Annotated in this window: 19 protein-coding genes and 3 pseudogenes; 8 read left to right on the top strand and 14 right to left on the bottom strand. The window is 61.3% G+C overall.

Annotated elements, in window-relative coordinates:
- The first annotated feature begins 302 nt into the window (after positions 1-302).
- Positions 303-1,394, top strand: coding sequence for an AI-2E family transporter (locus NKH90_RS31695; RefSeq protein ID WP_352823106.1), 1,092 nt, complete (start codon positions 303-305; stop codon positions 1,392-1,394).
- An 86-nt stretch (positions 1,395-1,480) separates the two neighbouring features.
- Here NKH90_RS31695 and NKH90_RS31690 read toward each other — a convergent pair whose 3' ends face one another.
- Positions 1,481-2,470 carry a Tim44 domain-containing protein gene (locus NKH90_RS31690; RefSeq protein ID WP_352823109.1) on the bottom strand — a complete coding sequence of 330 codons (990 nt, stop codon included), beginning with the start codon at positions 2,468-2,470 and terminating at the stop codon, positions 1,481-1,483.
- Between the two features lie 351 nt (positions 2,471-2,821).
- Here NKH90_RS31690 and NKH90_RS31685 point away from each other — a divergent pair, with 351 nt between their 5' ends.
- From NKH90_RS31685 to NKH90_RS31665, 5 genes are all read left to right on the top strand, one after another.
- Positions 2,822-3,541: a FadR/GntR family transcriptional regulator gene (locus NKH90_RS31685; protein WP_352823104.1), complete on the top strand. Its 720-nt coding sequence runs from the start codon at positions 2,822-2,824 to the stop codon at positions 3,539-3,541.
- Between the two features lie 14 nt (positions 3,542-3,555).
- A complete protein-coding gene (locus NKH90_RS31680) occupies positions 3,556-4,761 on the top strand; it encodes a mandelate racemase/muconate lactonizing enzyme family protein (RefSeq protein ID WP_352823101.1) in 1,206 nt (401 codons plus the stop codon).
- A 39-nt stretch (positions 4,762-4,800) separates the two neighbouring features.
- Positions 4,801-5,784, top strand: a complete 984-nt coding sequence (locus NKH90_RS31675; protein ID WP_502895713.1) for a sugar ABC transporter substrate-binding protein — start codon at positions 4,801-4,803, stop codon at positions 5,782-5,784.
- Between the two features lie 195 nt (positions 5,785-5,979).
- A complete protein-coding gene (locus NKH90_RS31670; RefSeq protein WP_352503300.1) occupies positions 5,980-6,960 on the top strand; it encodes an ABC transporter permease in 981 nt (326 codons plus the stop codon).
- A 2-nt stretch (positions 6,961-6,962) separates the two neighbouring features.
- Positions 6,963-7,694 (top strand): ATP-binding cassette domain-containing protein, encoded by a 732-nt coding sequence (locus tag NKH90_RS31665; protein ID WP_254819755.1) that lies wholly within the window; start codon positions 6,963-6,965, stop codon positions 7,692-7,694.
- A 52-nt stretch (positions 7,695-7,746) separates the two neighbouring features.
- Here NKH90_RS31665 and NKH90_RS31660 read toward each other — a convergent pair whose 3' ends face one another.
- From NKH90_RS31660 to NKH90_RS31610, 11 genes and pseudogenes are all read right to left on the bottom strand, one after another.
- Positions 7,747-8,745 (bottom strand): sugar-binding transcriptional regulator, encoded by a 999-nt coding sequence (locus NKH90_RS31660; protein WP_352823098.1) that lies wholly within the window; start codon positions 8,743-8,745, stop codon positions 7,747-7,749.
- A gap of 97 nt (positions 8,746-8,842) precedes the next feature.
- Positions 8,843-9,898 (bottom strand): hypothetical protein, encoded by a 1,056-nt coding sequence (locus NKH90_RS31655; protein WP_352823096.1) that lies wholly within the window; start codon positions 9,896-9,898, stop codon positions 8,843-8,845.
- Positions 9,899-10,981, bottom strand: a complete 1,083-nt coding sequence (locus NKH90_RS31650; protein ID WP_352541850.1) for an ABC transporter ATP-binding protein — start codon at positions 10,979-10,981, stop codon at positions 9,899-9,901.
- A gap of 77 nt (positions 10,982-11,058) precedes the next feature.
- Positions 11,059-12,384, bottom strand: coding sequence for an iron-containing alcohol dehydrogenase (locus NKH90_RS31645; RefSeq protein WP_352823094.1), 1,326 nt, complete (start codon positions 12,382-12,384; stop codon positions 11,059-11,061).
- A complete protein-coding gene (locus NKH90_RS31640; RefSeq protein ID WP_352823092.1) occupies positions 12,377-13,906 on the bottom strand; it encodes a xylulokinase in 1,530 nt (509 codons plus the stop codon). The genes NKH90_RS31645 and NKH90_RS31640 overlap by 8 nt, the downstream gene beginning before the upstream one ends.
- A gap of 65 nt (positions 13,907-13,971) precedes the next feature.
- On the bottom strand, positions 13,972-15,501 hold the full coding sequence (locus NKH90_RS31635) for an ABC transporter substrate-binding protein (protein ID WP_352823090.1): 1,530 nt from the start codon (positions 15,499-15,501) through the stop codon (positions 13,972-13,974).
- 47 nt (positions 15,502-15,548) lie between these two features.
- On the bottom strand, positions 15,549-16,448 hold the full coding sequence (locus NKH90_RS31630; RefSeq protein WP_352823088.1) for a carbohydrate ABC transporter permease: 900 nt from the start codon (positions 16,446-16,448) through the stop codon (positions 15,549-15,551).
- Positions 16,448-17,359 carry a carbohydrate ABC transporter permease gene (locus tag NKH90_RS31625; protein ID WP_352474341.1) on the bottom strand — a complete coding sequence of 304 codons (912 nt, stop codon included), beginning with the start codon at positions 17,357-17,359 and terminating at the stop codon, positions 16,448-16,450. Before NKH90_RS31625 ends, NKH90_RS31630 begins: the two co-directional genes overlap by 1 nt.
- A 553-nt stretch (positions 17,360-17,912) precedes the next feature.
- Positions 17,913-18,610 (bottom strand): annotated as a pseudogene (locus NKH90_RS31620) (ArdC family protein); the annotation flags it as partial.
- Between the two features lie 587 nt (positions 18,611-19,197).
- The gene (locus NKH90_RS31615) at positions 19,198-19,590 is read right to left on the bottom strand and encodes a hypothetical protein (RefSeq protein WP_502898893.1); all 393 of its coding nucleotides are present in this window, start codon (positions 19,588-19,590) and stop codon (positions 19,198-19,200) included.
- A 695-nt stretch (positions 19,591-20,285) separates the two neighbouring features.
- Positions 20,286-20,627 carry a hypothetical protein gene (locus NKH90_RS31610; protein WP_352541854.1) on the bottom strand — a complete coding sequence of 114 codons (342 nt, stop codon included), beginning with the start codon at positions 20,625-20,627 and terminating at the stop codon, positions 20,286-20,288.
- Positions 20,628-20,985: 358 nt separating this feature from the next.
- Between NKH90_RS31610 and NKH90_RS31605 the strand changes: the two genes are divergently transcribed.
- Positions 20,986-21,453 carry a hypothetical protein gene (locus NKH90_RS31605; RefSeq protein WP_352474337.1) on the top strand — a complete coding sequence of 156 codons (468 nt, stop codon included), beginning with the start codon at positions 20,986-20,988 and terminating at the stop codon, positions 21,451-21,453.
- 472 nt (positions 21,454-21,925) lie between these two features.
- On the opposite strand, the pseudogene NKH90_RS31600 reads toward NKH90_RS31605, so the two are convergent.
- Together NKH90_RS31600 and NKH90_RS34950 are read right to left on the bottom strand one after the other, a co-directional pair.
- Positions 21,926-22,365 (bottom strand): annotated as a pseudogene (locus NKH90_RS31600) (exopolysaccharide biosynthesis protein).
- A 40-nt stretch (positions 22,366-22,405) separates the two neighbouring features.
- Positions 22,406-22,613, bottom strand: a pseudogene (locus NKH90_RS34950) (hypothetical protein); the annotation flags it as partial.
- On the opposite strand from NKH90_RS34950, the gene NKH90_RS31595 reads away from it, so the two are divergent.
- Positions 22,562-22,757, top strand: a 196-nt coding sequence (locus NKH90_RS31595; RefSeq protein WP_352823085.1) for a DUF4142 domain-containing protein, incomplete at its 3' end; no start/stop codon positions are given. The pseudogene NKH90_RS34950 and the gene NKH90_RS31595 sit on opposite strands and share 52 nt — an antisense overlap.

Below are 22,757 nucleotides of genomic sequence, written 5' to 3'. Positions count from 1 at the left end.
GCCTCCACTCCAGCCAGCATCTTGAATCACAAAACCGACTGATCCGGAATCCCCTTCGATTCCGTCAAATCAGGAACCGCTCTAGGCACCCAACGCCTTCTGGTTTCGCCATCCTGACAGCACCACAACCCGTACGGCAACCGACGCTGGGCCTGACATTTTATCTCCTATTTCTGCGCAGCCGCAAAATCCCCTGAAGGTCACTCGAAGCGCCTCAGCGGCAGCCTGACCGGGTACGGCAACCGACCTGCCTTTTCTTCGGGAAAACCATTAGGCTCGCTGGGCTTGCGAGACGGCGAGAGATGCCCGATCTGAAACAGATGCCGGATGTGAAACAATTGAAATTGCTCGGCGTCCTGGCAGCGACGGCGATCGGTCTATATGTCTGTTATCTGCTGGCGTGGCCTTTTTTGCCTGCATTGACCTGGGCGCTCGTCCTGGCAATTATTCTGTCTCCGGCTCACCGGTGGGTTGAGAGACGGGTCGGAAATCGAAACCTGGCAGCGCTGATATCGGTAAGCGTCGCGGCGATCGCCGTCGGCCTGCCGCTGGCGCTCGTCGCACAACAGCTCGTTCGCGAGGCGGTAAACGGAGCGACTTATCTGGAGGAGGTCATCCGCGGTTGGGACGCAGTCGGCTTCATGTCTGGCTGTCCCACGCTTTCGGCCATTGCCCAATGGATCGAGAACCAATTCGATCCGGCCGGCTCAGTCGCCGCATTTGTGCAATGGCTGACGGGACAAAGCACATCGCTATTGCGTGGCTCCATCTATCAAGTCGCGATGTTCGGCCTGACATTTTATCTTCTGTTCTATTTTCTGCGCGACCGCCAACATGGCCTGCAAGCCGTCGCGGGCCTTTCGCCCCTGCGCGCTCCGGAGACAGCCTACATCTTGTCTCGCTTTGCGGAGACCGTCCATGCAACACTGCTCGGCACCGTGTTCGTCGCCGCCGTCCAGGGAACATTGGGTGGCCTGATGTTCTGGTGGCTCGGCCTGCCGACGCCAGTCTTTTGGGGCCTTGTCATGGGACTTCTTGCCATCGTGCCCGTGCTCGGGGCGTTTGTGATCTGGGTGCCCGCAGCGGTCTATCTCGCACTGGAGGGAGCTTGGGCCAGCGCAGCGATATTGACCGTCTGGGGCGGCGTCATCGTCGGCGGCATCGACAATCTGCTCTATCCGATGCTTGTCGGGAATCGGTTGCGCCTCCACACGGTGGTGGCCTTTATCGGCGCGGTCGGCGGCATCGTCTTGTTCGGAGCATCCGGCCTTGTCCTCGGACCTGCGGTGATCGCCATCACAATCAGCCTCATCGACGTGCTAAAGACTCGATTGACCGACCGGCCGACGCCGGCGCGCGCTGGTGAGCTACCGCATCAGTCCGTGACGGATTGATCAAGCGCGAAAAGGGCGCTGGTCTTCGAGTGGTAGCGCGAAACCTGAACAACCTCTGGGCAGAGATCTCAACGAAGGCAAGCACATCAGCCAGGCTGCTGTATTGCGGCAAGCTTCCAGTCACCGCCGTTCTGCCGCGTAAAGGTCCACAGTTCGGCCGTCTCCGTCGGCTGATCGGCCCCGCCCTCAACGATCTTGCCGCTGATGCGGTCGCGGGTCACGTCGCGAGACTCATAGCGCAAAGCAGCCGTCGCGTAGTCGCGATCACCCTCCCGCCAACTTTCCGCAATATCGGCCTCCAGCAGGCTGACGTCCGACACGTCGTTCCTGACGCCCTTTTTGGCATTGTCGGCAAGTTCCTCGGACAGATAGGACACCATCTCGGGTGTCACCAACCGGCGCAATGCAGCATGATCTTCGCGCCCGAATGCCTCCTGAACTTCCGTCAGCCGTTGCTGGAACGTGTCGAGGTCGGTTTGGGTGAGTGTGATCTCATCGGAAGCGTTGGCTTGACTCGTTCCGCCAAATCCTGACCCGATGCCGGTAATGGAGGAAGTCGGGCCGTTGCTCGGCTCGTGCCGCGCTGCTGCGTTTCGCGCAAAGGTCCCGGTGCCCCGCGAGGCACCAGCCGTAACGGGCGCTGGGCTTTGCGCCGACTGCAAGCGGAAAAAGCGGATCGCCAGCATGATCGCGCCGCCGAACAGCAGTACTTGGAGCAAAAGACCCAACATGCCGGCCAAGCCGCCGAACCCATGCCCCAGAAGAACGCCGATCAAACCGCCGAGAAGCAGCCCACGTATCATCGATCCGCCGAGGCCGTTGAAGAAGCCCGGGCGCTGGAATGCCTGCGGCTGACGGGCCGCATTGTTCGTGGCCGCATTGGGCGTCATCGAGCGCTCAACCGGTGCGGCCGGTTGCGGCGCAACTCTGGTCGGCGGGACCGGCTGGAAAGTGCGCATGCCGCGACTGCCGAAGCTGCCGCCACGGCGCGCATCGGCGTGATCCACAGCGACCATGGAAAATGCCAGGAACAACCCCGCAAACAAAACTGCAAACCGTCCCCAACGCGAAATCAGCATAGGCAAGTCCTCAAGTGACACTCTTTCCGCTCATATGGGGTGCGTCGATCGAAATAGCAGTGAATCGTCCGTCGAGATATTTTCGGGCGGCATGGTCGGCCGCCCGCCGGTGTTCACGACGAGAATGTCTGCCCTACCCAAGCGCGATGATCGCTGTTCGACCACGCAGGCTCCCGCACCCGGTCGCGGCAACAGCATCGCTCATGCAAGCCTGTGGTCATCGATGTCCCGGCGATGATGCCGAGGTCTCCCGGCGAAGACTCGATTGACTTACAGCTTTCCTATGTACTATCAACATATCTGGAAAACCTGCCATACAGGTTTGCCCACTCCTGAACGGGAGATTGCGTGAGCACGGCCGTATCCGCAAAATATTCCGACGCAGCGAGCCTGGTCAGCAATACGATCGGCGAGATCACGCGCCATATCCGCGCGCATGAGCTCGGGCCCGGCGACCGGCTGCCCAGCGAGGCCGCGCTTTCGAGACAATTGAGCGTCTCGCGTACCGTGGTTCGCGAGGCCTTCAGCTCGCTCGCCGCCATGCGGCTTATCGACCTGAGGGCGGGCAGACGGGCTACCGTCGCCGAGCTGGATTATGGCGCGATGTCACTGGTGATCGAGCATGGCGTCCACACCGAGCAGATCACGGTGCAGCAAATCTATGACGTGCGCCGCACGATTGAGACCCGCACCGCCATGCTGGCGGCCTTGCGCAGAACAGCCGACGAAGTGGAAAGGATCAGGACGCACGCGCTCGCCATGCTCGAGAATTTCCAGCGGCCGGAACAGGTCATGGAGCACGATCTCGCCTTTCACCTCGAAATCGCCAAGGCTGCGAAGAATCCGGTTTTCAGCCTCATCGTCGGCGCGTTCGAGCGCGTATCGCGCCAGACCTGGCCGATCGGCTGGCGGACCCGCCCTTCGGATGCCGAGCAGTTGGCGATGATCCAGATCCATATCGACCTCGCCGAAGCAATCGAGACCGGTGATCCCCAGTCGGCGCGTGACCTGATGGCGAGGCATTTTGACGAGAGCGTCAAGGCCCTGCTGGCGGCCGGCATCGCCTGAGGAGCAGGGGCGCAATGAAGATCACGAAACTGGAAACGCTGCGGCTCAAGGAGCGGCCGAACCTTCTGTGGGTCCTGGTTCACACGGACGAAGGCCTCGTCGGACTCGGCGAGACCTTTTTCATGGCTGAAACCGTCGAGACCTATCTGCACGAATATGTCGCGCCGTGCGTGATCGGGCGCGACCCCTTGCAGATCGACCTGCTTGCCGCCGACCTCGTCGGCTATCTCGGTTTCCGATCGACGGGCGCGGAAGTCAGGGGCAATTCCGCTTTCGACATCGCGCTTTGGGATCTGTTCGGAAAGGCGACGGGTCAGCCGATCGCACAACTCCTCGGCGGGTTCACCAGGCACGAGATCAGGACCTACAACACCTGTGCCGGAACCGAATACATCAAGAAGGCCACCGGGCAGACGACGGCCAACTACGGGCTCGATAAGCCTGGCGACGCCTATGATGATCTGAACGGCTTCCTTCACGGCGCCGACGAACTGGCGCATTCGTTGTTGGAGGAAGGCATCACGGCCATGAAGATCTGGCCCTTTGACATGGCCGCCGAGAAAACGCGCGGCCAGTATATATCGCAGCCCGACTTGAATTCCGCGCTGGCGCCGTTCGAGAAAATCCGCAATGCGGTCGGCGACAAGATGGACATCATGGTTGAATTCCATTCAATGTGGCAGCTGCTGCCGGCCATGCAGATCGCTCGCGAGCTTGCCTCCCACAAGACCTTCTGGCACGAAGATCCAATCAGGATGGACAGCCTGTCCAGCCTGAAACGCTATGCCGAGGCTTCGCTGGCGCCGATATCGGCTTCGGAAACGCTCGGTTCCCGGTGGGCCTTCCGCGACCTTCTCGAAACCGGAGCGGCCGGTGTCATCATGCTTGATATCAGCTGGTGCGGCGGGCTCTCGGAGGCGCGCAAGATCGCTGCCATGGCTGAAGCATGGCACCTGCCGGTCGCGCCACACGACTGCACAGGTCCAGTGGTGCTCGGCGCATCGACCCACCTGTCGCTGAATGCGCCGAACGCGCTTGTCCAGGAGAGTGTCAGGGCCTTTTACAAGACCTGGTACCGCGACCTTGTGACCGCTTTGCCGCAGGTGAAGAACGGCATGATCACCGTGCCTCCCGGACCGGGCCTCGGCATGGAACTGAACCCGGAGATCGATCGCGCCTTCACGGCGCTTCGACGGGTGAGCGAGGCATCTACTCTCTGAAAATGAACCTGAAGCAGCTTTCTACGGAGGAGGAGAACCATGAAGAAGCTACTTATCTCGGCAGCCTTGGCAGCCGTACTGGCTGGAGGCTCGGCAATCGGCTCACGCGCACAGGAGCCGATGAACATCGTCTTCACGCATCATTCGTCGGCGTCGAACCCGTTCTGGCAGGCGGTGAAGAAGGGCTTTGACGACGCCTGCGCCAAGATCCAGGCCAATTGCCAGATGGTCTTCACGCAGACCGAAGGTTCGATCGAGCAACAGTCGGCCAACATGCAGGCGGCACTCGCGGCAAAACCGGACGCGCTGATCACCTCGATCGTCGACAACAATGCCTTCGACCAGATCATCGCCGACGCCCGCGCTGCCGGCGTCACGGTCATCGCGTCCAACGTCGACGACACCGAGGGTGCAGCCGGCAATGCCCGCCAGGCCTTCATCGGCCAGGGCTTCATTCCCGCCGGCTACGAACTCGGCAAGAAGATGTCCGAGTTCTTCCCCAAGGAAGGCAAGATCAGGGCGCTCGTCGGCGTCTCCGCGCCCGGTCAGAACTGGTCGGAACAGCGCGCTGCCGGCGTCATGAAGTTCCTTGAGGAATACAAGGCCGCGAATGCCGGACGCGAAGTGGTCATTGAACGGCTCGACACCGGCACAGATGGCGCCGTCGTCGCCGATCGTGTTGGCGCCTATCTCTCTGCCCACCCGGACACCACGGTGTATTTCGACACCGGCCTTTGGCATGCCTACGTGGCCCAGGTCCTGATCGATCGCGGGATCGAGCCGGGCAAGGTGCTGATGGGCGGCTTCGACATCGTCTCGGAAGTCCTGCAACAGATGGAAGCGGGTTACATCCAGGTTCAGGTCGACCAGCAGCCCTACATGCAGGGCTTCATGCCGGTGATGGAAGCCTATCTCGCCAAGAACGTCGGTCTGCTGCCGGCAGACATCGACACCGGCAAGGGCATCATCGTCAAGGAAGACGTGCCGAAGCTCAAGGAACTGGCCGCACAAGGCGTGCGGTAGGCGCGAAGCCAGCGTCCTCTCCTCGTTCTTTACGCGGAGGGGGCAAGGGGAGGGCCAGGCAGCACGGCTTTGGGCGTCGGCTCCGTCCCATCCTCCAACGGCATCTCCCATGTCAGGGGCGGTAGCCGACAAACTGCCGCCATCCCCTTGCCGATGCGACAAGCCAGCGCAAACAATCCCAAGCCGGAGCGAATGATGAAGCGCTTGATGAAGATTTATCTGGAGAAGCCTGAGCTTGCGGCGGTCGTGTTCCTGCTCCTCCTTCTCCTCGTCTTTCAGATTCGCTCGAACGGCGTGTTTCTGAACACACAGAACGTGCGCGGAATGCTTGGGCTGCTGCCTGAAATGGGGCTGGTCGCGATCGGCGTGACCCTGCTGATGATATGCGGCGAGTTTGATCTTTCGGTAGGCTCGGTATTTGCGCTGACCCCGATGACCATGGCGGTGATGCTGGCGGCAGGCGTGCCGTTCGCGCCGGCCTTTGCCGCCGGGCTCGCGATCGCCGCCCTGATTGGCTTCTTCAACGGGTTCATAACGATTCGTTTCGCGATACCAAGCTTCATCACCACGCTTGGCATGCTGTTCATCGCGCGTTCGCTGACGGTGGTAATCTCCGGTGGCTTCCCTCCTGTCATCCCGGCCAACGCTCTGCCGAAATGGCTGTTTACGATCTATGTGGGGCCGGGCGACCTCTTTCGCATGTCGTTCTTCTGGTTTCTCGCCGTGGCAATCCTGGTGACGGTGCTTCTGTCGCGCACGAATTTCGGCAACTGGGTGCGCGCCACCGGCGGCTTTCTGCCCGCCGCGCAATCGATGGGCATCCCGACGGCCCGGGTGAAGGTCGCCTGCTTCATGATCTGTTCGGTGCTCGCCGGCTTTGCCGGCACCATTCAGGTGATGCGGCTTGGCGCGCCGCTGCCTTCGATCGGCGAGGGGCTGGAGTTGCAAGCCGTGTCGGCTGCCGTCATCGGTGGCGCCTCGCTGACTGGCGGCATTGGCACTATCTTCGGCGGCATCATCGGGGCTGCCCTGATCCGCGTCATCGACAACGGACTGGTGCTGAGCCAGGTTGACGCCAACTGGTTCAAGATGGCAATCGGCTTCCTGACTATCTTCGCGGTCGTCGTGAACGCCTGGCTTCGAAAGCGGGGCAGGGCAATGAAGGTGGAGACCTGATCATGGCGGCACCCATCATCGCGATCAAGGGGCTCCAGAAATGGTATTCCGGCGTCCACGCCTTGAAGAACGTCACTCTGGACATCTATCCAGACGAGGCGCTGGGCCTTGTCGGCGATAACGGCGCCGGCAAATCGACGCTGATCAACATCCTGTCAGGCACCCAAAAGCCCGATGGCGGCGAGATCAGGATCGAAGGTGAACCGGTCCGCTTCTCGAACCCGCGCGACGCCATGGATCGCGGTATCGAGACGATCTACCAGTACAATTCGATGGTCCCGACCATGACCATCGCACGCAACGTTTTCATCGGACGCGAACCGGTGAAGGGCTCGGTTTTCGGCATCGGCATCCTGGACCAGAAGCGCATGCGTGACGAAAGCGTCAAAGCGATCGCCGACGTCGATCTGCATCTGAGGTCGCCCGACGCGCTGGTCGGCGAACTGTCGGGCGGCCAGCGCCAAGGCGTGGCGATCGCCCGGGCCATGCACTTCAAGTCAAAAGTCATGATCCTCGACGAGCCGACCAATCATCTCTCGGTCAAGGAGACGCGAAAGGTGATCGGCTTCGTTCGCGCCCTCAAGGCCCAGAACATCACCAGCGTCTTCATCAGCCACAACATGCATCATGTTTTCGAATGCTGTGACCGGGTCGTGGCGATGGCGCGCGGCGAGATCGTTCTCGACAAGCGGATCGGCGAGACTTCGATCGAGGAAATCCACGAGGTTCTGTGACGCGAAGAAGCGGTCACTGGCGAGCCGTTCGGCTGGTAGAGGTCAGTCTGCGCTACGGCTTTTCCGCAAGGATCGCCTGGGCGGTTTTCTCGTCGGTGATCAGCACATCGACGACTCCCAGACGCAACACGGCGCGCAGCACCGGAACCTTGTCGAGGCCGCCGGAGGGCAGGATCACAGTGTCGACGTCGCGCAGATGTTCGGGGGCGAGGCCGATGACACGGCTGTTTAGCGGGTGATCGACGAGTTGTCCGTCGGCGCCGATCCAGTGACCGCAGATATCGCCGACGGCTCCGGCTTTTTGGAGCGATCTGAGATCATTGTCTCCTACCAGTCCGATCCGAAAGATGGTGGCGTCTTTGTGCACCGCGCCCACCGAAACGAAAGCGGCGTCAACGTCGCGGGCGTGGGTGAAGGCGTCTTCCAGAATGGACTGGCGCATAAGCAGATCGCGCGTGGCCTCCGTATCCGTGAACACCGGTGCCGCGATGTAGTAGCATTCCGCGTCGAAGAGCGCCGCGAGCCGCGAGGCGATTTCATAGATGTTGATCGCCGATCCACGCGTGAGCCCGCCAAGCAGGGAAACGACCGACATGCCTTTGACGGGGCGCACGGTCACTGAGCGCAGACTAAGCTGGAGCGTGCGTCCCCATCCCACGCCCACCGATATCCCGTCATGGATTCTATGCGACAGGGCTTCACCGGCAGCGGCTGCGATCACCTGTGGCACCAGGGTAGGATCGGGCGGTGTCGGAACCACGATTGGGTCGGAAACGCCATAGGCGTCCCGCAGCCGGTGCTCCAGCTCGATGCAGTTCGCCACCTTGGAATTGATGCGAATCTGAACGATCCCGCGCTGACGGGCATGCGCCAGCATCCGGTTGACGCGAAGGCGGGTCAGGCCAAGAGACTTGGCGATTTGCGCCTGCGTCAGGTCACCGACATAAGCAAGCCAGGCGGCGCGCACGAGCAGCCCTTCCTCGCGATCGGCCGTGACGGAACTCGTTACGGCTTGGCGGCCGTCGCGTTTCTTTCGCGCTGGTTTCTCCATCAGATCATCCTGTCCACTCCGCGGCAGCGGGTCCAGAGCGGCTCGGCGGAGCCATGTGCTCATCGATATGAGGCATCAATCGAGTTTCCCGGCTCCGCTAGCCTCGATGATAGCGGTCGAAGGACAAAACCAGCGGAGCATCATGGCAAATTGCGTCGATGATGGCGCTCGTCAGCGGCAGGCGATCGTGGGGAAGTACACCCCGGGCCATCATATTCTTCAAAGTCGGACCAAGGTCCAGCGCCAGTTGCGCGCCCTCGACCGTGTCTGAACTCATATGTTCGCGCTTCGCCACGGAATAGGGCAGGCCGCGGCCGAGCAGGCGCCCCATGCGACCGTTACGGCCCGCCTGGCAGGTCACGTAAAGATCGCCGGAGCCGGCCAGCCCCAGCACTGTTTCGACCTTTCCACCCAGGGCTTCGACCAGAATCGCCATCTCGGCGAGGGACTGCGAGAATAGCGACGAGGCAAGATTGTGCATCAGTGCGCCATTGGGCGCCTTGCCGTCGCGCTCGAGCAGCCCGACGGGAGTTCCAACGGCGAGTGTGTAGAAATTCTTGAAAGCGGCGCAGATCTCGACGCCGACGAGATCGGATGACGATCGCGCATGATAGAAAGGCGCGCGCAGAATGCGGGACGCCGCGGCCACCTGGTCGGGATCATGCCCGGCCACGACCACTGAGGTGTCGCGCTGCGCCGCCAGTTCGCCGGCAATGCACGGTCCGCCGACGGCCATCACCGGGACCGACAAGCCAGTGCGTTGCTCGATCTCGCGGGCAAGCAGATGTGGCAGGATTTCCACGCCTTCGTCGCTTGCCGCAAGCCCTTTCGTAATCATCAGTATCGGCACGGGCGACTTGATGCTTTCTGCAATGCGGTCGATCGCCCAAGGAATGCCGGCCGACGAGACGCCGAGTACAAGCAGATCGGGTCCATCGTTCATCGCCGCCCCGAATTCGGTCCAGGAACAGGCGGTTACCACATCAGGCAGATTGATGTTGAGGCGTGGGTGATGACTTGTGCTGGCCACGGAGCCGACGATCTCCTCATCGAGATGGGTCCCGACAAGAGTGATGCGGTTACCAGCGTGAGCGGCCGGAAGCGTCATGGCAGAGCCCATGACGCCGGCGCCGAGGATAACGATCCGCGCCATTCAGCTTCTTCCCTTGTCCAGCCGCTCGCCGCTGCCTTCGTCGAACAGGTGGATTCGCTCAGGCGCCGGCTCCACATGGATCACAGCTCCAGGAGAGACCTCCATGCGGTCATGCAGCACCGAGCAGATCGCGGTGTTGCCCATGCTGGCAAAGATGTGGATTTCGGGGCCAGTCGGCTCGACAACCGTAATCCTCGCTGGAATGCCGCGCCCGTCGGCCACTGGTCGAAGATGTTCGGGGCGAATGCCGTAGATCACCTTTTGGCCGGGCCGGACCGCAGCCCCTGGCGGGAGCGGGAGGGATAGCTCGTCGGTCCGCACCACCCAGGCGTCGCGCTCGGAAGCCACCTCGCCATGGAACATGTTCATTGCGGGCGAGCCGATGAAGGAGGCGACGAAGAGGTTTGCCGGGCGATCGTAGACATCGAGCGGGCGCCCGATCTGCTCGATATGGCCGTCGCGCATAATGACGATGACATCGGCCATGGTCATGGCCTCGATCTGGTCATGCGTGACATAGACGGTGGTGGTCTTCAGCCGCTGGTGGAGCTCCTTGATTTCGGTGCGCATCTGCACCCGCAGCTTGGCATCGAGATTGGACAGCGGTTCGTCGAACAGGAACACAGTTGGGTCCCGCACGATGGCGCGACCCATGGCGACGCGCTGCCGCTGGCCGCCCGAAAGCTGGCGGGGATACCGTTCCAGATAGGGTGTCAGGTTGAGGATCGAGGCCGCCCACCCGACCTTCTGTTTGATTTCTTCGTTGGGGCGCTTCTTCAACTGCATGGAAAAGGCCATGTTGTCGAAGACGGTCATGTGCGCGTAAAGCGCGTAATTCTGGAAGACCATCGCGATATTGCGGTCTTTGGGATGGAGCATGTTGACGACCCTGTCACCTATGGCGATCTCACCGGACGTGATGGGCTCGAGACCGGCTATCATGCGCAACAGAGTGGACTTGCCGCAGCCGGACGGCCCCAGCAGAACGACGAACTGGCCATCCTCGATCGAGAGATCGAGTCCATCGATAATCGAGAGGGCACCATAGTCCTTCTTTATGTTGCTGATGGTGACAGACGCCATAAATTGCTACCCTTCGATTGCCCTTGCCGGTTGGATCTCATTTTCGCCATGCGAGCGATTGGCGATCGGATGCGCTCTCACCATTCGCTCTCCAGAAACTCTTCCAAGAGTCCCGCATCGGCGGCCAGATTGATGAAGGACCATCGGCCGCGGATTTCTCGCGAATAGCGAATGGCGTCGTGCCAAAGCGCGCGCGGCAGCTCTAGTTCCGCGCCGGTGACCGGCCCTCCCGCAGACTTGAGTGCTGCCTTCATGCGGGCGACCGGCATTGCCATGGGCCGAACCTCCTGGCGCAGCGCCGGCCAGATTTCCGCAAGCCTGCGGTTGAAGATTTCCGACTGGCTGGCGTCGAGTGCCGTCTTCTTCATCTCGGCAATGCAAAGTGGTCCAAGCTGCGCGCCATAGCGGGCCAGCATCGCCGCTTCGTCGATGGCGGTCGGCTTCACCTGCGGCGGCTCTTTCATGTCCAGCAGCCGCGCTTGCAGACGCGCCATGACCAGCGAGGCAACCCCGACCTGCTGGCCGTGCGTGGTGCCGGGATGACGCTCTCCCGCGAACATGTCGACCCAATGGGAAATCTGGTGCTCTCCCATGGACCCGGGATGGGAAACGCCGGCAAAGCACACGCCCATCGAGCACAGCGTCAAGACGCGCTGGAGATGCCCGACAGCGGTGACGTCATGCCTGGCAAGGCCAGGCGCATGGGCCAGCATCGGCTCCTCATCGCCCGCCTGCAGCAGGTAGGGCACCTCGGAATAGTAAGTGTCGAACAGCCGATGCGAAGCCCACCAGTCGATCTGGGCCGTGGAGCGGCAGAGGCTGTCGCCAAGCCCGGCGGCGCTGAGCCAGGCGGGCGCTGCGGCCGACACGCCAAGGTCCAGGAAGATGCCCCGGGGCGCGTGTGAAGGCAGCGAGATCTTGAGCCCGGAGGCCAAGGTCACCGACGCTGTCGAGGCGCCGTAGCCATTCATCGAGGCGGCCGTGCCGAAGACGGCATAGGGTCGCTCGTCGAGGAAGGTTGCATGCTTGCAGCTGTCATTGAGGACGCCCGACCCGACGGCCACGACCCCTTCGGCGTGACGTGTCTTCTCCCTGACCATCTGGATCGTCGCCTCATCACAGTCGAGGCCGTCAGGCAGCACGATTTCGTCGATGTCGGCGATGGCACGCAGCGCCTTCGCGACGCGCCTGCCCATCACATCGACGGTGTTGATATCGGAGACCACGGCGATGCGGCTGCCTAGCTTCAGCGGCGCAACGAGATCCGCCTCGCGGCCTTCCGTCGTCTCCAGCAATTCGATGGTCTGGAACGGCAGGACCGCGGCCGCGCCTGTCTTGGGATCTGTCCAGCGTCCAGCGACAACGTCCTCGATCAACGCGCTCCAGTTGGTCGCTTCAGCCATGATCGGCCTCCATGAAGGCCGCGAGGCGTTGGTTCCAGGCTGCAAGCGTTGGCCAAAGATCAGCATGGATCGCAAGAAGTTCGGCGTAGAGCGCGGCCCGTTTCGTGTCCGGTTCGAAGGTTTTGGCCGGCTCGCTGGCCATTGCGAGCGACGCTTCGGCGATCGTGGAAAACCAGCCCACCCCCTTTGCCGCCGCCATCGCCGCGCCTAGCGAGGAGGCTTCGACGGTCGTCGAACGCTTTATTGGACGATCGAGTGCATCCGCCAGAATCTGCATCCACAGGTCGGACTTCGCTCCTCCGCCGATGGCTATGAACTGCTCGATGGTCTGGGCGGCAGCCGCAGCCGCCCGCTGACTTGTCGCGGCCTGATGCAGCGCTATGCCTTCGAGCACGGCGCGATAGATGTCGCCGCGGCGGCTCGAGCCCGAAAGCCCGGCAATCACACCACGGGCCGCACTATCCCAGTGCGGGTCCATGACGCCCTGCCAGTAGGGCAGGAGCATTATGCCGCCTGCGCCGATCGGGCTGGCAGCGGCTTCGGCCTCGAGCGCCTCCAGCGCATCGCTTGCGCCATGCAGATCGACGCCAAGCATTTCGCGCGCCATCCAGTCGACAAGAAAAGTGCCGGCGCGAAGGCACGTCTCGTAGATGTAGCCATTATCGGCGACCGCCGTTTCGGTGCGGAAGGCCTGGTCGTGGACGTAGTCCGTGCCGAAGCTGCCGGAGACGACCGCCGTGCCGAGGTTGATGTAAGCGCATCGCGGCTGCAACACACCAGCGCCCGTGCCGGCGCATTGACCGTCGCCGCCGCCGGCGACGATCGGCGTGCCCTCGCGCAGGCCCGTCGAAATGGCCGCTTCCGACGTCAGTTGGCCCAGAACGGTGCCGGGCCGCGCCACTTCTGGCATCATGCGCCGGGCGACGCCCGCTGCCTCCAGTATATCGTTCGACCAGTCCATAGCCCGCATATCGAGTATGCCCATCGGGTCGGCGGATGCGGTGGACGTCACCCACCGGCCGCTCAAGCGAAAGACCAGATAGCCGTGGACTTCGGCCATCCGCTCCACCCGGGCAAAAATCTCGGGCTCTTGCTCGCGGAACCAGATCATGCGGTAAAGGCAAGGAATGACGTCCAGCGGCTTGCCGGATATTGCGTGGACGCGTGCCGCGCCGAAACTCTCGCCGAAGCGGCGTGCTTTGCCACGGGCGCGCTCATCGAGCCAGAGCGTCGCCGGCCCGACCGCCTGGCCTTGCTCGTCGAAAAGTCCGAAGCTCTCGCGCTGGTTGGCAATCGCGAGGGCGGCAATGCGTGCCGGCGAAACCGTTGACGTCACGGCGCGCAGCGCTGCGACCGTCGAGGTCCACCACTCGGCCGGATCCTGCTCGAAATAGCCCGAACGCGGGTTGGACATTGCAAGCGGTGCACGACCTTCGGCCACGGCCAGACCATTGCGGTCCCAGGCGATCGCCTTGGTTGCCGAGGTCGAGGAATCAATGCCGATGACGAGATCAGGAACCATTGCCGCCACGTTGCCAAACGGCGAGGGCGGCCGAAGCCGCCTTCGCCCAAATCACCGACCAGCCGCTAAAGACCGGCGTCCTTGACTTTGCCGTCGACAATGCCGGCAATGGCATCGAGGCACGCCTTGGCATCGCCGCCATAGTCTTGGCCCGTAAGCAACTTGCCGAGCTCAACCGGAATGTCGTTGTTCGACAGATCCGCCCAGATCGGCATGTCCGGCTCAGATCCCATCTGATTGTCGATCGTGTATTTGATCGCGTCGAAATGGCGTGTCGTTCCGGGGCCGACAACAGCCTTCGCCTTGACCCGAGGATCTGTAAAAGAGGAATTGCGCATCGGCGAGGCGCCGCCGCCGAGCGTCGATACCCGCGCCATGACATCCTTCGAGCAGACCCACTGCATGAACAGCCATGCCGCTTCCTTGTTCTTGGAATATTGCGACAGCGAGATCGTCGAGCCGCCCTGGTGGCCGACGGCCGGGATTTCGTTGAAGCCGCAATCGGCAGCGGCGCGACGACCAGGAACTTCCTTGGGCGCGGGCAGGGCCTCGAACAGGCCTTTGACCTTGGAATCGTTGGCATCGAAGCCGGGGAAATCCTCGCCCCAGGTGATTGCCATGGCGGCTTGTCCCTGTGTCAGGGCCTGTCCTTGGCCGTCCCAGGTCCAAGTCGTCGCCGACGGCGGCGAGTTCTTGACCAGCTCCTGATAGAATTTGAGCCCGGCCACGCCGCGCTCGTCATTGCCGACAAACTTCTTGTCCTTGTTGAAGACAGAACCGCCATGGCCCCACAATGCGAAGGTCCAGTCGCATTCCAGCGAATAGTGGCCGGACTTCGCCTGGCACGCGGTGCCGAAGATGCCGTTGCTCTTTTCTGCCTCTGTAAGCGCCTGGACGGCCTTGAGGTAGGCGTCGAGGTCTGTCGGCAGGGCAATGTTGTGTTTGTCGAAAAGATCCTTGCGGTACATCAGGATGAAGATCGGAATATCGAATGGAATTCCGCACTGTTTGCCGTTGTACATGGCGATGCCGTCGACCAGCGGCTTGGAGAAATCGTCCCAGTCGAAGTTCGGCATCGCCAGTTCTTTGTTCTGGTCGTAATACTCGCGCGGATCGACGACATCCTGGGCAAATGTCGCCATCCAGGACTGGTCGAGATAGTAGACGTCATAGGTGCCAAGCTGGCCCTGTACGTCTTGCGTCGCCTTGGCGAGAACCTGCTCCAGCGGCACGATCTCGACTTCCACCTCAATGCCGGTTGCCTTGGTGAATTCACCCGCGACAAGCTGGTTGGCAACAATCGTTGGCGGCGTCGCTTCCGACGTGTAGCGGATTTTGGTGCCGACATATGGTTTGCCGACGTCGGCCAGCCACTTCAGCATATCGGCGTCCTGGGCGCGGGCTTCTTCAACCCCGAGGCCCAGCATCCCCCGACTGGTGCGGCCACCACCTAGCATGGCCGATCCGAAGGCGGAAAAGCCGACACCGGCGAGCGCCATCTTCCTCATGAAGTCGCGTTTGGTTATCCGGCGCGCCGTAAAGTCATTGCAGGTATCGGCTACGAATGTCTTCTTGTCGTGTTCACTGAAGCTCATGATCGTTCCTCCATTGCGTTTTTGTCGTCGTTCTTCTCGTCAGCGCCTCACTCCTTCAGCGATCCGAGGGTGAGGCCGCGGACCAGATGCCGTTGAACCAGCAGGATAAAGATGAAGCTGGGTATGATCGCGGACGTGCCGAGCGCTGTGATGTAGCCCCACTCGGTCGCGGTCGAGGTGACAAAGGTCGAGATCTTCACCGGCACAGTGCGGATCGACGTTGTCAGGAACAGTGAGAGCAGGAACTCGGTCCACGAAAAGATGAAACACAGCACGGCCGTCGCAGCGATGCCGCCCTTGACCATGGGAAGGACCACGCGTCGGAACGTCTGCCAGCGCGTCGCGCCGTCAATAAGCGCCGCCTCATCAACCTCGCGCGGAACATCGTCGAAGAACGACTTCAAAAGCAGAACCGCCAGCGGCAGGTTGATCAAACTGTGAACGAGGACGAGGCCCGTATAGGTATCGCGCAAGCCGAGATCGCGGAACATGAAAACGATTGGAATGACGATCGCGATTGGCGGCATGAAGCGCTGCGAAAGAATCCAGAACAGGAAGGACTGCTGGCCGCTGAACTGCATTCGCGACAGGCAATAGGCGGCCAGGGTGGCCAGCAGCAGCGTCAGCGCCGTAGATCCGACGGCTATGATGGCGCTGTCGAGCAACGACCGGCGGGAATCGTATGAACTGGCGCCACCCTTGATCACCCCGGCCGCCTCGCCGCCCTGTTCCATGCCGATGTCGACGCGTGAGACGCCAAGCAACGTCACACGGTAATTGTCCGGCGTCGGTGTGAAACCGACGTAGACCGGTCCGCTGCGGTCGAAGATCGCCGAATAGGGTTTGATAGACGACAGCGCCCACCACGCGATGGGGAACATGAAGATCGCCACCACCAGGACGGCGAGCACGTCGCGGGCGATCGTTTGGGCGCGCGACGACTCCATCAGAACCTCACCTTGAACAGCCTGACGAAGAGATTCGACACGACGATCAAGACGACGAGCACGATCAGCGACAGGGTCGCGGCATAGGGGAAGTCTCCGGTGAAGTAGATACGGCCAGCGTAGAACGAAAGCGTCTCGGTGGCCGTGCCTGGCCCGCCGGCGGTGATGATGTAGACGTAGTCGTAGATGCGAAAGAGATCGACGCCGCGGATCAGCACCGCGACCGCTATCACCTTGCGCAGCATCGGCAATGTGAGCCGCAAGAACGTCTGGATGCCGTTGGCACCGTCGATCGCGGCTGCCTCGAAAGGTTCCTTCGGCAGCGCCCTGAGCCCTGCCAGGATGATGAGCACCATGAACGGCGTCCATTGCCATATGTCCGCCAGCAGGATCGCCGCCAATGCGGTTCCGGGCTGCGTCAGGATCGGCTGTGCCGGCGAGATCAGGTCGAGGGCATAGAGGTAGAACGACAGGACGCCGAAAGAGCCGTCCTGCATCAGCAGGAACATCATTCCGGTCACCGCAGGCGGCACCACCAGCGGCAGTGTCATCAGCGCCCGCAGCACGCCGTAACCTTTGCGATCGGTGTCAAGCAGAAGCGCGATGAGGATGCCGAGCGCAAGCTGAACCGCAAGCGCGACGAAGGTGTAGATCAGCGTGGTTTCCAGCGAATGCCACATACGCGCATCCGAGAAGGCGCGCGTCCATTGGTGGAGCCCGGCGAAGTCGAGCTGACGGGAAACGACATTGCGTTTGTGAAGCGACAGCCAGACCGAATAGGCGAGGGGATAGATGCCGAAAACGAGAAGCATCACCGTGATCGGCGCGAGCCAGGGGAAAGGATGCTCGGCCGTCATGAACCGGGGAAGGGCCCATCTGGGCGCTTCGCGGGTCACGGTCACCGTGCTCACGCGCAAATCTCCGCTCGGTCACACAGACGCATCGGCCTTCTCCCTATCGGCCAGATTGTGCCAACTTGAACTTTTGTAAGTTTGTTGTGCCTTTTGTTAAGAACGTGTCGGACGGCCGCCGATTTGTCAAGTGTCGGTTCAGTCAGGCTCAAGGGATTTGCTCGTGGTCTCAGAGGATGCGTGATCGCCGAGTATGGAGTTGTTTTGGAGGAAACGCCGCCGGCAAATGCCGTGCACCAGCCTCAAACGCGCTCAGGGCCGCCGCCAATTTTGGCTGCAACATCCTTGGCCCTCGAACTGCGCAATTAGCGCTAAGATGCGATAAACTGCGCAGTTACAATAAGACCCTTTTCGTTACGAATTTACAAATGCTTAACCCTGATGCCGTTTCGAGCTCAGTTGTCCGCGGACAACTCACAGGGAATGCAGGAGAACACCTCAGACAGAGCAGTGGTTGTCCGCGGACAACCAAATGGCGCCAGGTGGAACGATGAAGGATCGATTGCTATGATGGCGCCGAAGTCCACCGCCGGCCTCCGGACACCCCATCTCATTACGCGGCTTCCAGTCCGACGGCCGGCTGCAGCGTTGTGAGATACTCGGCAGCGGCCTGCGCCTTCGCAGCGGCCGTGATGATGGCTCTCTTGTCACTCTTAAGGACGGCGAGCCAGCTCGCCAGATAGGCGGCTGTGTTGTCGCGTGGATCATGCGCCACGCCCAGGTCGGCACACAGGAACGATGCCGCGAGCTCCGCAACAAGCTCCTCCACGGCGTAGCCTTCACTGCCGAACCTGCCCGTCAGATCGCGGTCCAGGCGATGCTTTGCGCCGGACCAATGCGAAACCTCGTCTAGCAAAGTCGAGTAAAGGTGAACCTCGCTGTCGAAACGCCCGCGGTCAGGCATGAGGATGTCGTTGATGCTGGGCCGGTAGCAAGCTTTGGCACCACCGTAGCTGACGCTTGCGCCGATGTTCTGGACGAAGCTCTCGAGGGCCTCGATGTGCGGAGCCGGATTGCCGAGAGCTCCTCGGCGGGGCTGAAGAAGCGATCCGGTATGTTCTCGATCTGCTCAATATTGAAGACGGTGTAGCCCTTCAGATATGGAATCGCGCGGTCTTCGTCATCGTCGTGATGCTTCGGCGTGAACGTGCCATATTTGACGACGAGGGTGCCTTTTTCGCCCTTACGGGCTTGACCACCGAAGTCCTGCGCCTGCCGGTAGGTCATCCAGGTGTTTTCCTCGCAGCCTGAGCCGAACTCAACGTGGGCGGAACCTGAATGTTGCAAAGTGAGGATCGGCATGGCTGGATACGGTGACGATGCAGGCTCCACGGCCTATGCGACGGCAGGCAGCTATACCTGCCAGCAGGCACGATCGCAGCGGCGCGCCACGCGGCAGCGCCTATATTGACGGCCCCTACGGCATGCTTCCCCAGCGTGCCCACGGGGGCTTGGCACAGCCACGGGCTTGGCCTCCACCGTGTACGGCGCGACGCTCGCTAGCGATCTGACCCTGCAGCGGGTGATCGATGCCTCGTATCAGCCCGCGTACCTCGAACTGGTCAATCCGGGCTCGCTGCGAGCGCTATGTCACCGATTCGGACGGCATCGTCCATGTGCCGTCGACCCGTTCAGACCGACGCGGACAATTTGCCCATCATTGCTGAACTTGTAGGTCCCAATTCGCCCTTGCGGGCCACCGACGCGGTAAAGAGCTTGATATCAAACATTCTTTTTGGTTCAGACTCGTGGGACATTCAGACTCGTGGGACATGACCCACACGACGCGCTACCGTGTGTCTCGCCATCACGCCACCGCCATCCGACTTTGAGAAAGATCAGGTAGACCGGTCGAAACGGCCCGATTTGCGAAGCTTCGCAAGCAAGCTCTCTGCCGCGCCGTGGTAGTTGGCAGAGGCCTGCTCGGCCATCGGCAGCGAACTCCACACGGTTAGTTCGGCCACCAGAAAGTCGTTGTCTGCGTCCACCGGCGCGGATGTAAGTTGTCCGTTTTTATCCATCATGATTGCTACCACGGTGTCGTTTGCGCCGTACCCAATCGCCGCCATCCTCTGAATGCGAGAATCGCCGTCCACGCGAACGTCGAACAAGACAGATCCGCCAGTTTTCTCCGCGATGTCATCCACTCGGTCGGAAAACGCCCGATTCATACCGCCTGTATTGGCAAGTGATTGCTCCAACAAAACCAGTTCAACATACTCCGCCTTCATGCCGTGACTATGGGCGCACAGGCCCAATCGGCAATCCTACCCGGATCTTTTCACACAGGAATCCCAATGACATCCTCCAACGCGCCGCGGCGTGCGCGGCGACAATCAAGGTGAGACCGAACCAAGCACGAGACAGATGATATTGGTGATGATTGCGATTTCGACGCTGTTCCAGGTGGCTGCGATCAAGCGGTCGTTCTGCCACAACGAAGCGTACCACTCCGTCGTCCCTGATTGTCCTGACCCACAAGCTCCTCCCCAGGAAGAAACTAAGCCTCGAGCGGGCGCGTGGGCGGCTGCAGCATCCGCAGACGACCCTCCGATCTCTTTCCGCTTCCTCGCAGGAGCGCCAGCTCCATGTTCGGCGTTTGCGCCGATTGCTGAGGGACGGAGACAAGGAACGCGACTGCCTCTCCGCTCGTTGACCGTCTCGACCCGAGTTGCCGTCATGCCCTCCACCTCCATACGCAAAACGGGGTCTGATCCGGAAAGAAGAATCCTCTCGGTCTGGTTTGTAGCCAGCGCCAAGGCATACCGAGTTTGACAGCGTTCCGCCGGAGACCTTTGCCGCGTTCCGGGCCGCATCCGCCAGGGTCGCTATTTCGACGACGCATCGGCAACAACTTCCGGTACCACCTTGTTGCTGCCGGGAGCGACCGGGGGACGACCTGACATTTCGGTGCCGAGTTCGTCCTTTACGCTCCAACCGTCGGTTTGTGGACGCATGGAAGCTCTGGAATACCAGTGGCCCTGATCGCGCATCGCGCGGAAATTTGCGGCTGTTGCGATGCTCCGCCAAGCGGCCGGATGTTCAGCGTCAGACCGCAGTCCGTGCAGGTGGAATCTATCTTGACCAGACGTTCTCTGGCCTCGGCCAGTCGACGTTGTGCAGACCTAATCCTGTCGCACAGCGCGATGTTAATGCCGACGCCGCAGTCTTTGTCCAGCATTTCGGTCGCACGCTGGAGAGACAGCTCCGCTCGTTTCACGCGCTGCCTGGCTTTAGGCAGCTCGATGTTCAAAAGATCGACCATCATTCAAGATCCGAGGGGCCCCTTCGATTGTTAACCGGACCCGGTCGCATTGGTTCCAGTGGGAATCTGCACAGGGATTGGACGCGAGGATTCGTAAGCCTTGGATTGCCGACCAACTGCGGCCACAAAATCTTGCCATCGATTGCGTGCGGCGGCGCTGGCCAGCGGCAGCTCACTAACGGCGCCTCATCGGGCCAAGGTGATCGCCCGAGTACGAGTTTGGAGCCAAGTCGGGTTAAGCAGCCGTGTCGAGCGGCGCCGCCGGCGTCTGCGACTAAGCCAGCTTGCCGATGCTAGGTCGGCTTGGCAAAAAACTCCGGCAGGGTATGGACGGTATATTACTCGACCCTAATTAAGCGCCATGTTCCGCTTGCTGCTTAGCTTCGTCTCGTTGTTATTTTCCACCACGCTTCTTTATGCGCAAGAGTGGCAGCCCTTCGGCATTAAGCAGTTTGGCTTTGTATTCGATGCGCCCCCCGGCTTTGTTTTAACTCAGCGTTCCGACCAGGGAGCAGCTTTTCAGGGCAAAAACGAGGCCTTTCTTGCTGTTTGGGGCGCAAGGCTCGGAAAGGCCAGTTTCCGCGCCGAAATAGAGCATCGAATTGTCGAGGATGAAAAGGCGGGCTGGAAAGTGACCTATCGGCGCGTTAAGCCGACGTGGGCCAGTTATTCCGGTATCAGGGACGGGCAAATCCGCTACGTACGCGTCATTGCCGTCTGCAATGACGGTGCGGCGCTCTTTATAATGAACTACAGCAGATCCGAAAAAATCGCCTACGATCCCGTCGTCGTGCGAATGGTGCGATCGCTACGGGCGGAAGGCTGCTAAAGCCTGAGACTTTCAGAAATATGTGTGGACGTTGATCGCGTTGGCCTGCAGCGAAGACTGAGATTTAACGGCAACAGCGGTTCTCGGTCGCCCCGTTCCACCGCCGCACCGCCAACGTGAGGGAATCTGCCGTTTCCGTGGCTCCGCAACGGCGAAACCGAACCAGGCTGGGCGCCTATCCCTCACCGCGACCGCGGCGCAGCCGAGGAGATGGGGATGTTACGGTCCTCTGTTTAGGGCCGATAGTCAAAAAGTTTACCAGCTCCCGACCGGAAGCTGGTCGCAGAGGAAGTCCTTCTCTAAATTCCATAGCAATCCTTTGGTTCGCACCTCCAGTGCACCCCGTGATAAGGGAGTTGCGGCGCAGACTTGAGGCAGATGAAAATGTCGAAGAGCAGGCCTGGGCCGTCAGTGAGCGGCGGGTCTCGGACTCAATGCCTGAGGACGCGCCCGTGATCTCGCAATCCCGCGCTTAGGACGTCGGGACCGCTGATGCCACAACAACAAGCAGAGCCGCAGTCGCGACAAACGACGTCGACGCGAGCAGCAGTCCAATCAGGGTTACGAGACCGTCGCATTCCATCAATGCGACGGCCAAGACTACCAGTGAGAGCACCGGCAGGATATTGCCGAAGGGAATCAGCAGGGCGATAACGACAGCGAGCAGGAAGATCGGAACGCCGAGCGGGTCTGCACCGTCGGGCCCGTCAGGATCTGCAGCCGACCGGTGCGCACCACTTTCTCCACCCGGCTGATCATCGGCACCGAATGACGGACCATAAGACCGAACGCCACAGGCGAAAACTGGCGCTCTCTGATGATGGCGGGCAACCAGACCCTCCGGCTGCCCGCGACGATCTGGAGCGGGACCAGCGCGAGCCCGCTGCCGAACAGCCCCGGGATCGGCGTCAACGCTGGGATGGCTCGGACATCTCACCCACGCAGCCGGTCCTCACGCATCCTCGCCGGCTTTGTTCAGAGCCCGGACAAGGGCTGCGCATTGCGGGTCCTGGCTATCCAGAAGCTCCGCCGGCGCGGTACGGCCAATCGCTATATTGATGGCGGTGGACCGCCGCCCAGCCGTAGTCGCCGGCGGCGCGCTCGATGAGTGGCGGGTCCTGAGACGTCAGGCAGTTCTGAGACTGGCGAACGATCTCCACGGAAGCTTCGCGCGCTCTCCGACCAACTCAAGGAGGCCAGCGGGGACAGTTTCCAATCAAAATATATCGACATGCAGACCCAGGCGCATAAGGAAGCGGTGGCGCTGTTTTCCGCTTACGCGAATTCCGGCGACGATCCGGCGA

The organism is Mesorhizobium sp. M0898 (assembly GCF_040319695.1).
GTDB lineage: Bacteria > Pseudomonadota > Alphaproteobacteria > Rhizobiales > Rhizobiaceae > Mesorhizobium.
This window is presented reverse-complemented; position numbering and strand designations above follow the sequence as displayed.

What these genes read in the sequence shown, in the direction of transcription:
- NKH90_RS31695 (WP_352823106.1), top strand. Translation starts at nt 303, where the DNA reads ATGCCCGATCTGAAACAGATGCCGGATGTGAAACAATTGAAATTGCTC.
- NKH90_RS31680 (WP_352823101.1), top strand. Translation starts at nt 3,556, where the DNA reads ATGAAGATCACGAAACTGGAAACGCTGCGGCTCAAGGAGCGGCCGAAC.
- NKH90_RS31675 (WP_502895713.1), top strand. Translation starts at nt 4,801, where the DNA reads ATGAAGAAGCTACTTATCTCGGCAGCCTTGGCAGCCGTACTGGCTGGA.
- NKH90_RS31670 (WP_352503300.1), top strand. Translation starts at nt 5,980, where the DNA reads ATGAAGCGCTTGATGAAGATTTATCTGGAGAAGCCTGAGCTTGCGGCG.
- NKH90_RS31665 (WP_254819755.1), top strand. Translation starts at nt 6,963, where the DNA reads ATGGCGGCACCCATCATCGCGATCAAGGGGCTCCAGAAATGGTATTCC.
- NKH90_RS31660 (WP_352823098.1), bottom strand. Translation starts at nt 8,745, where the DNA reads ATGGAGAAACCAGCGCGAAAGAAACGCGACGGCCGCCAAGCCGTAACG.
- NKH90_RS31655 (WP_352823096.1), bottom strand. Translation starts at nt 9,898, where the DNA reads ATGGCGCGGATCGTTATCCTCGGCGCCGGCGTCATGGGCTCTGCCATG.
- NKH90_RS31650 (WP_352541850.1), bottom strand. Translation starts at nt 10,981, where the DNA reads ATGGCGTCTGTCACCATCAGCAACATAAAGAAGGACTATGGTGCCCTC.
- NKH90_RS31645 (WP_352823094.1), bottom strand. Translation starts at nt 12,384, where the DNA reads ATGGCTGAAGCGACCAACTGGAGCGCGTTGATCGAGGACGTTGTCGCT.
- NKH90_RS31640 (WP_352823092.1), bottom strand. Translation starts at nt 13,906, where the DNA reads ATGGTTCCTGATCTCGTCATCGGCATTGATTCCTCGACCTCGGCAACC.
- NKH90_RS31635 (WP_352823090.1), bottom strand. Translation starts at nt 15,501, where the DNA reads ATGAGCTTCAGTGAACACGACAAGAAGACATTCGTAGCCGATACCTGC.
- NKH90_RS31630 (WP_352823088.1), bottom strand. Translation starts at nt 16,448, where the DNA reads ATGGAGTCGTCGCGCGCCCAAACGATCGCCCGCGACGTGCTCGCCGTC.
- NKH90_RS31615 (WP_502898893.1), bottom strand. Translation starts at nt 19,590, where the DNA reads ATGAAGGCGGAGTATGTTGAACTGGTTTTGTTGGAGCAATCACTTGCC.
- NKH90_RS31610 (WP_352541854.1), bottom strand. Translation starts at nt 20,627, where the DNA reads ATGATGGTCGATCTTTTGAACATCGAGCTGCCTAAAGCCAGGCAGCGC.
- NKH90_RS31605 (WP_352474337.1), top strand. Translation starts at nt 20,986, where the DNA reads ATGTTCCGCTTGCTGCTTAGCTTCGTCTCGTTGTTATTTTCCACCACG.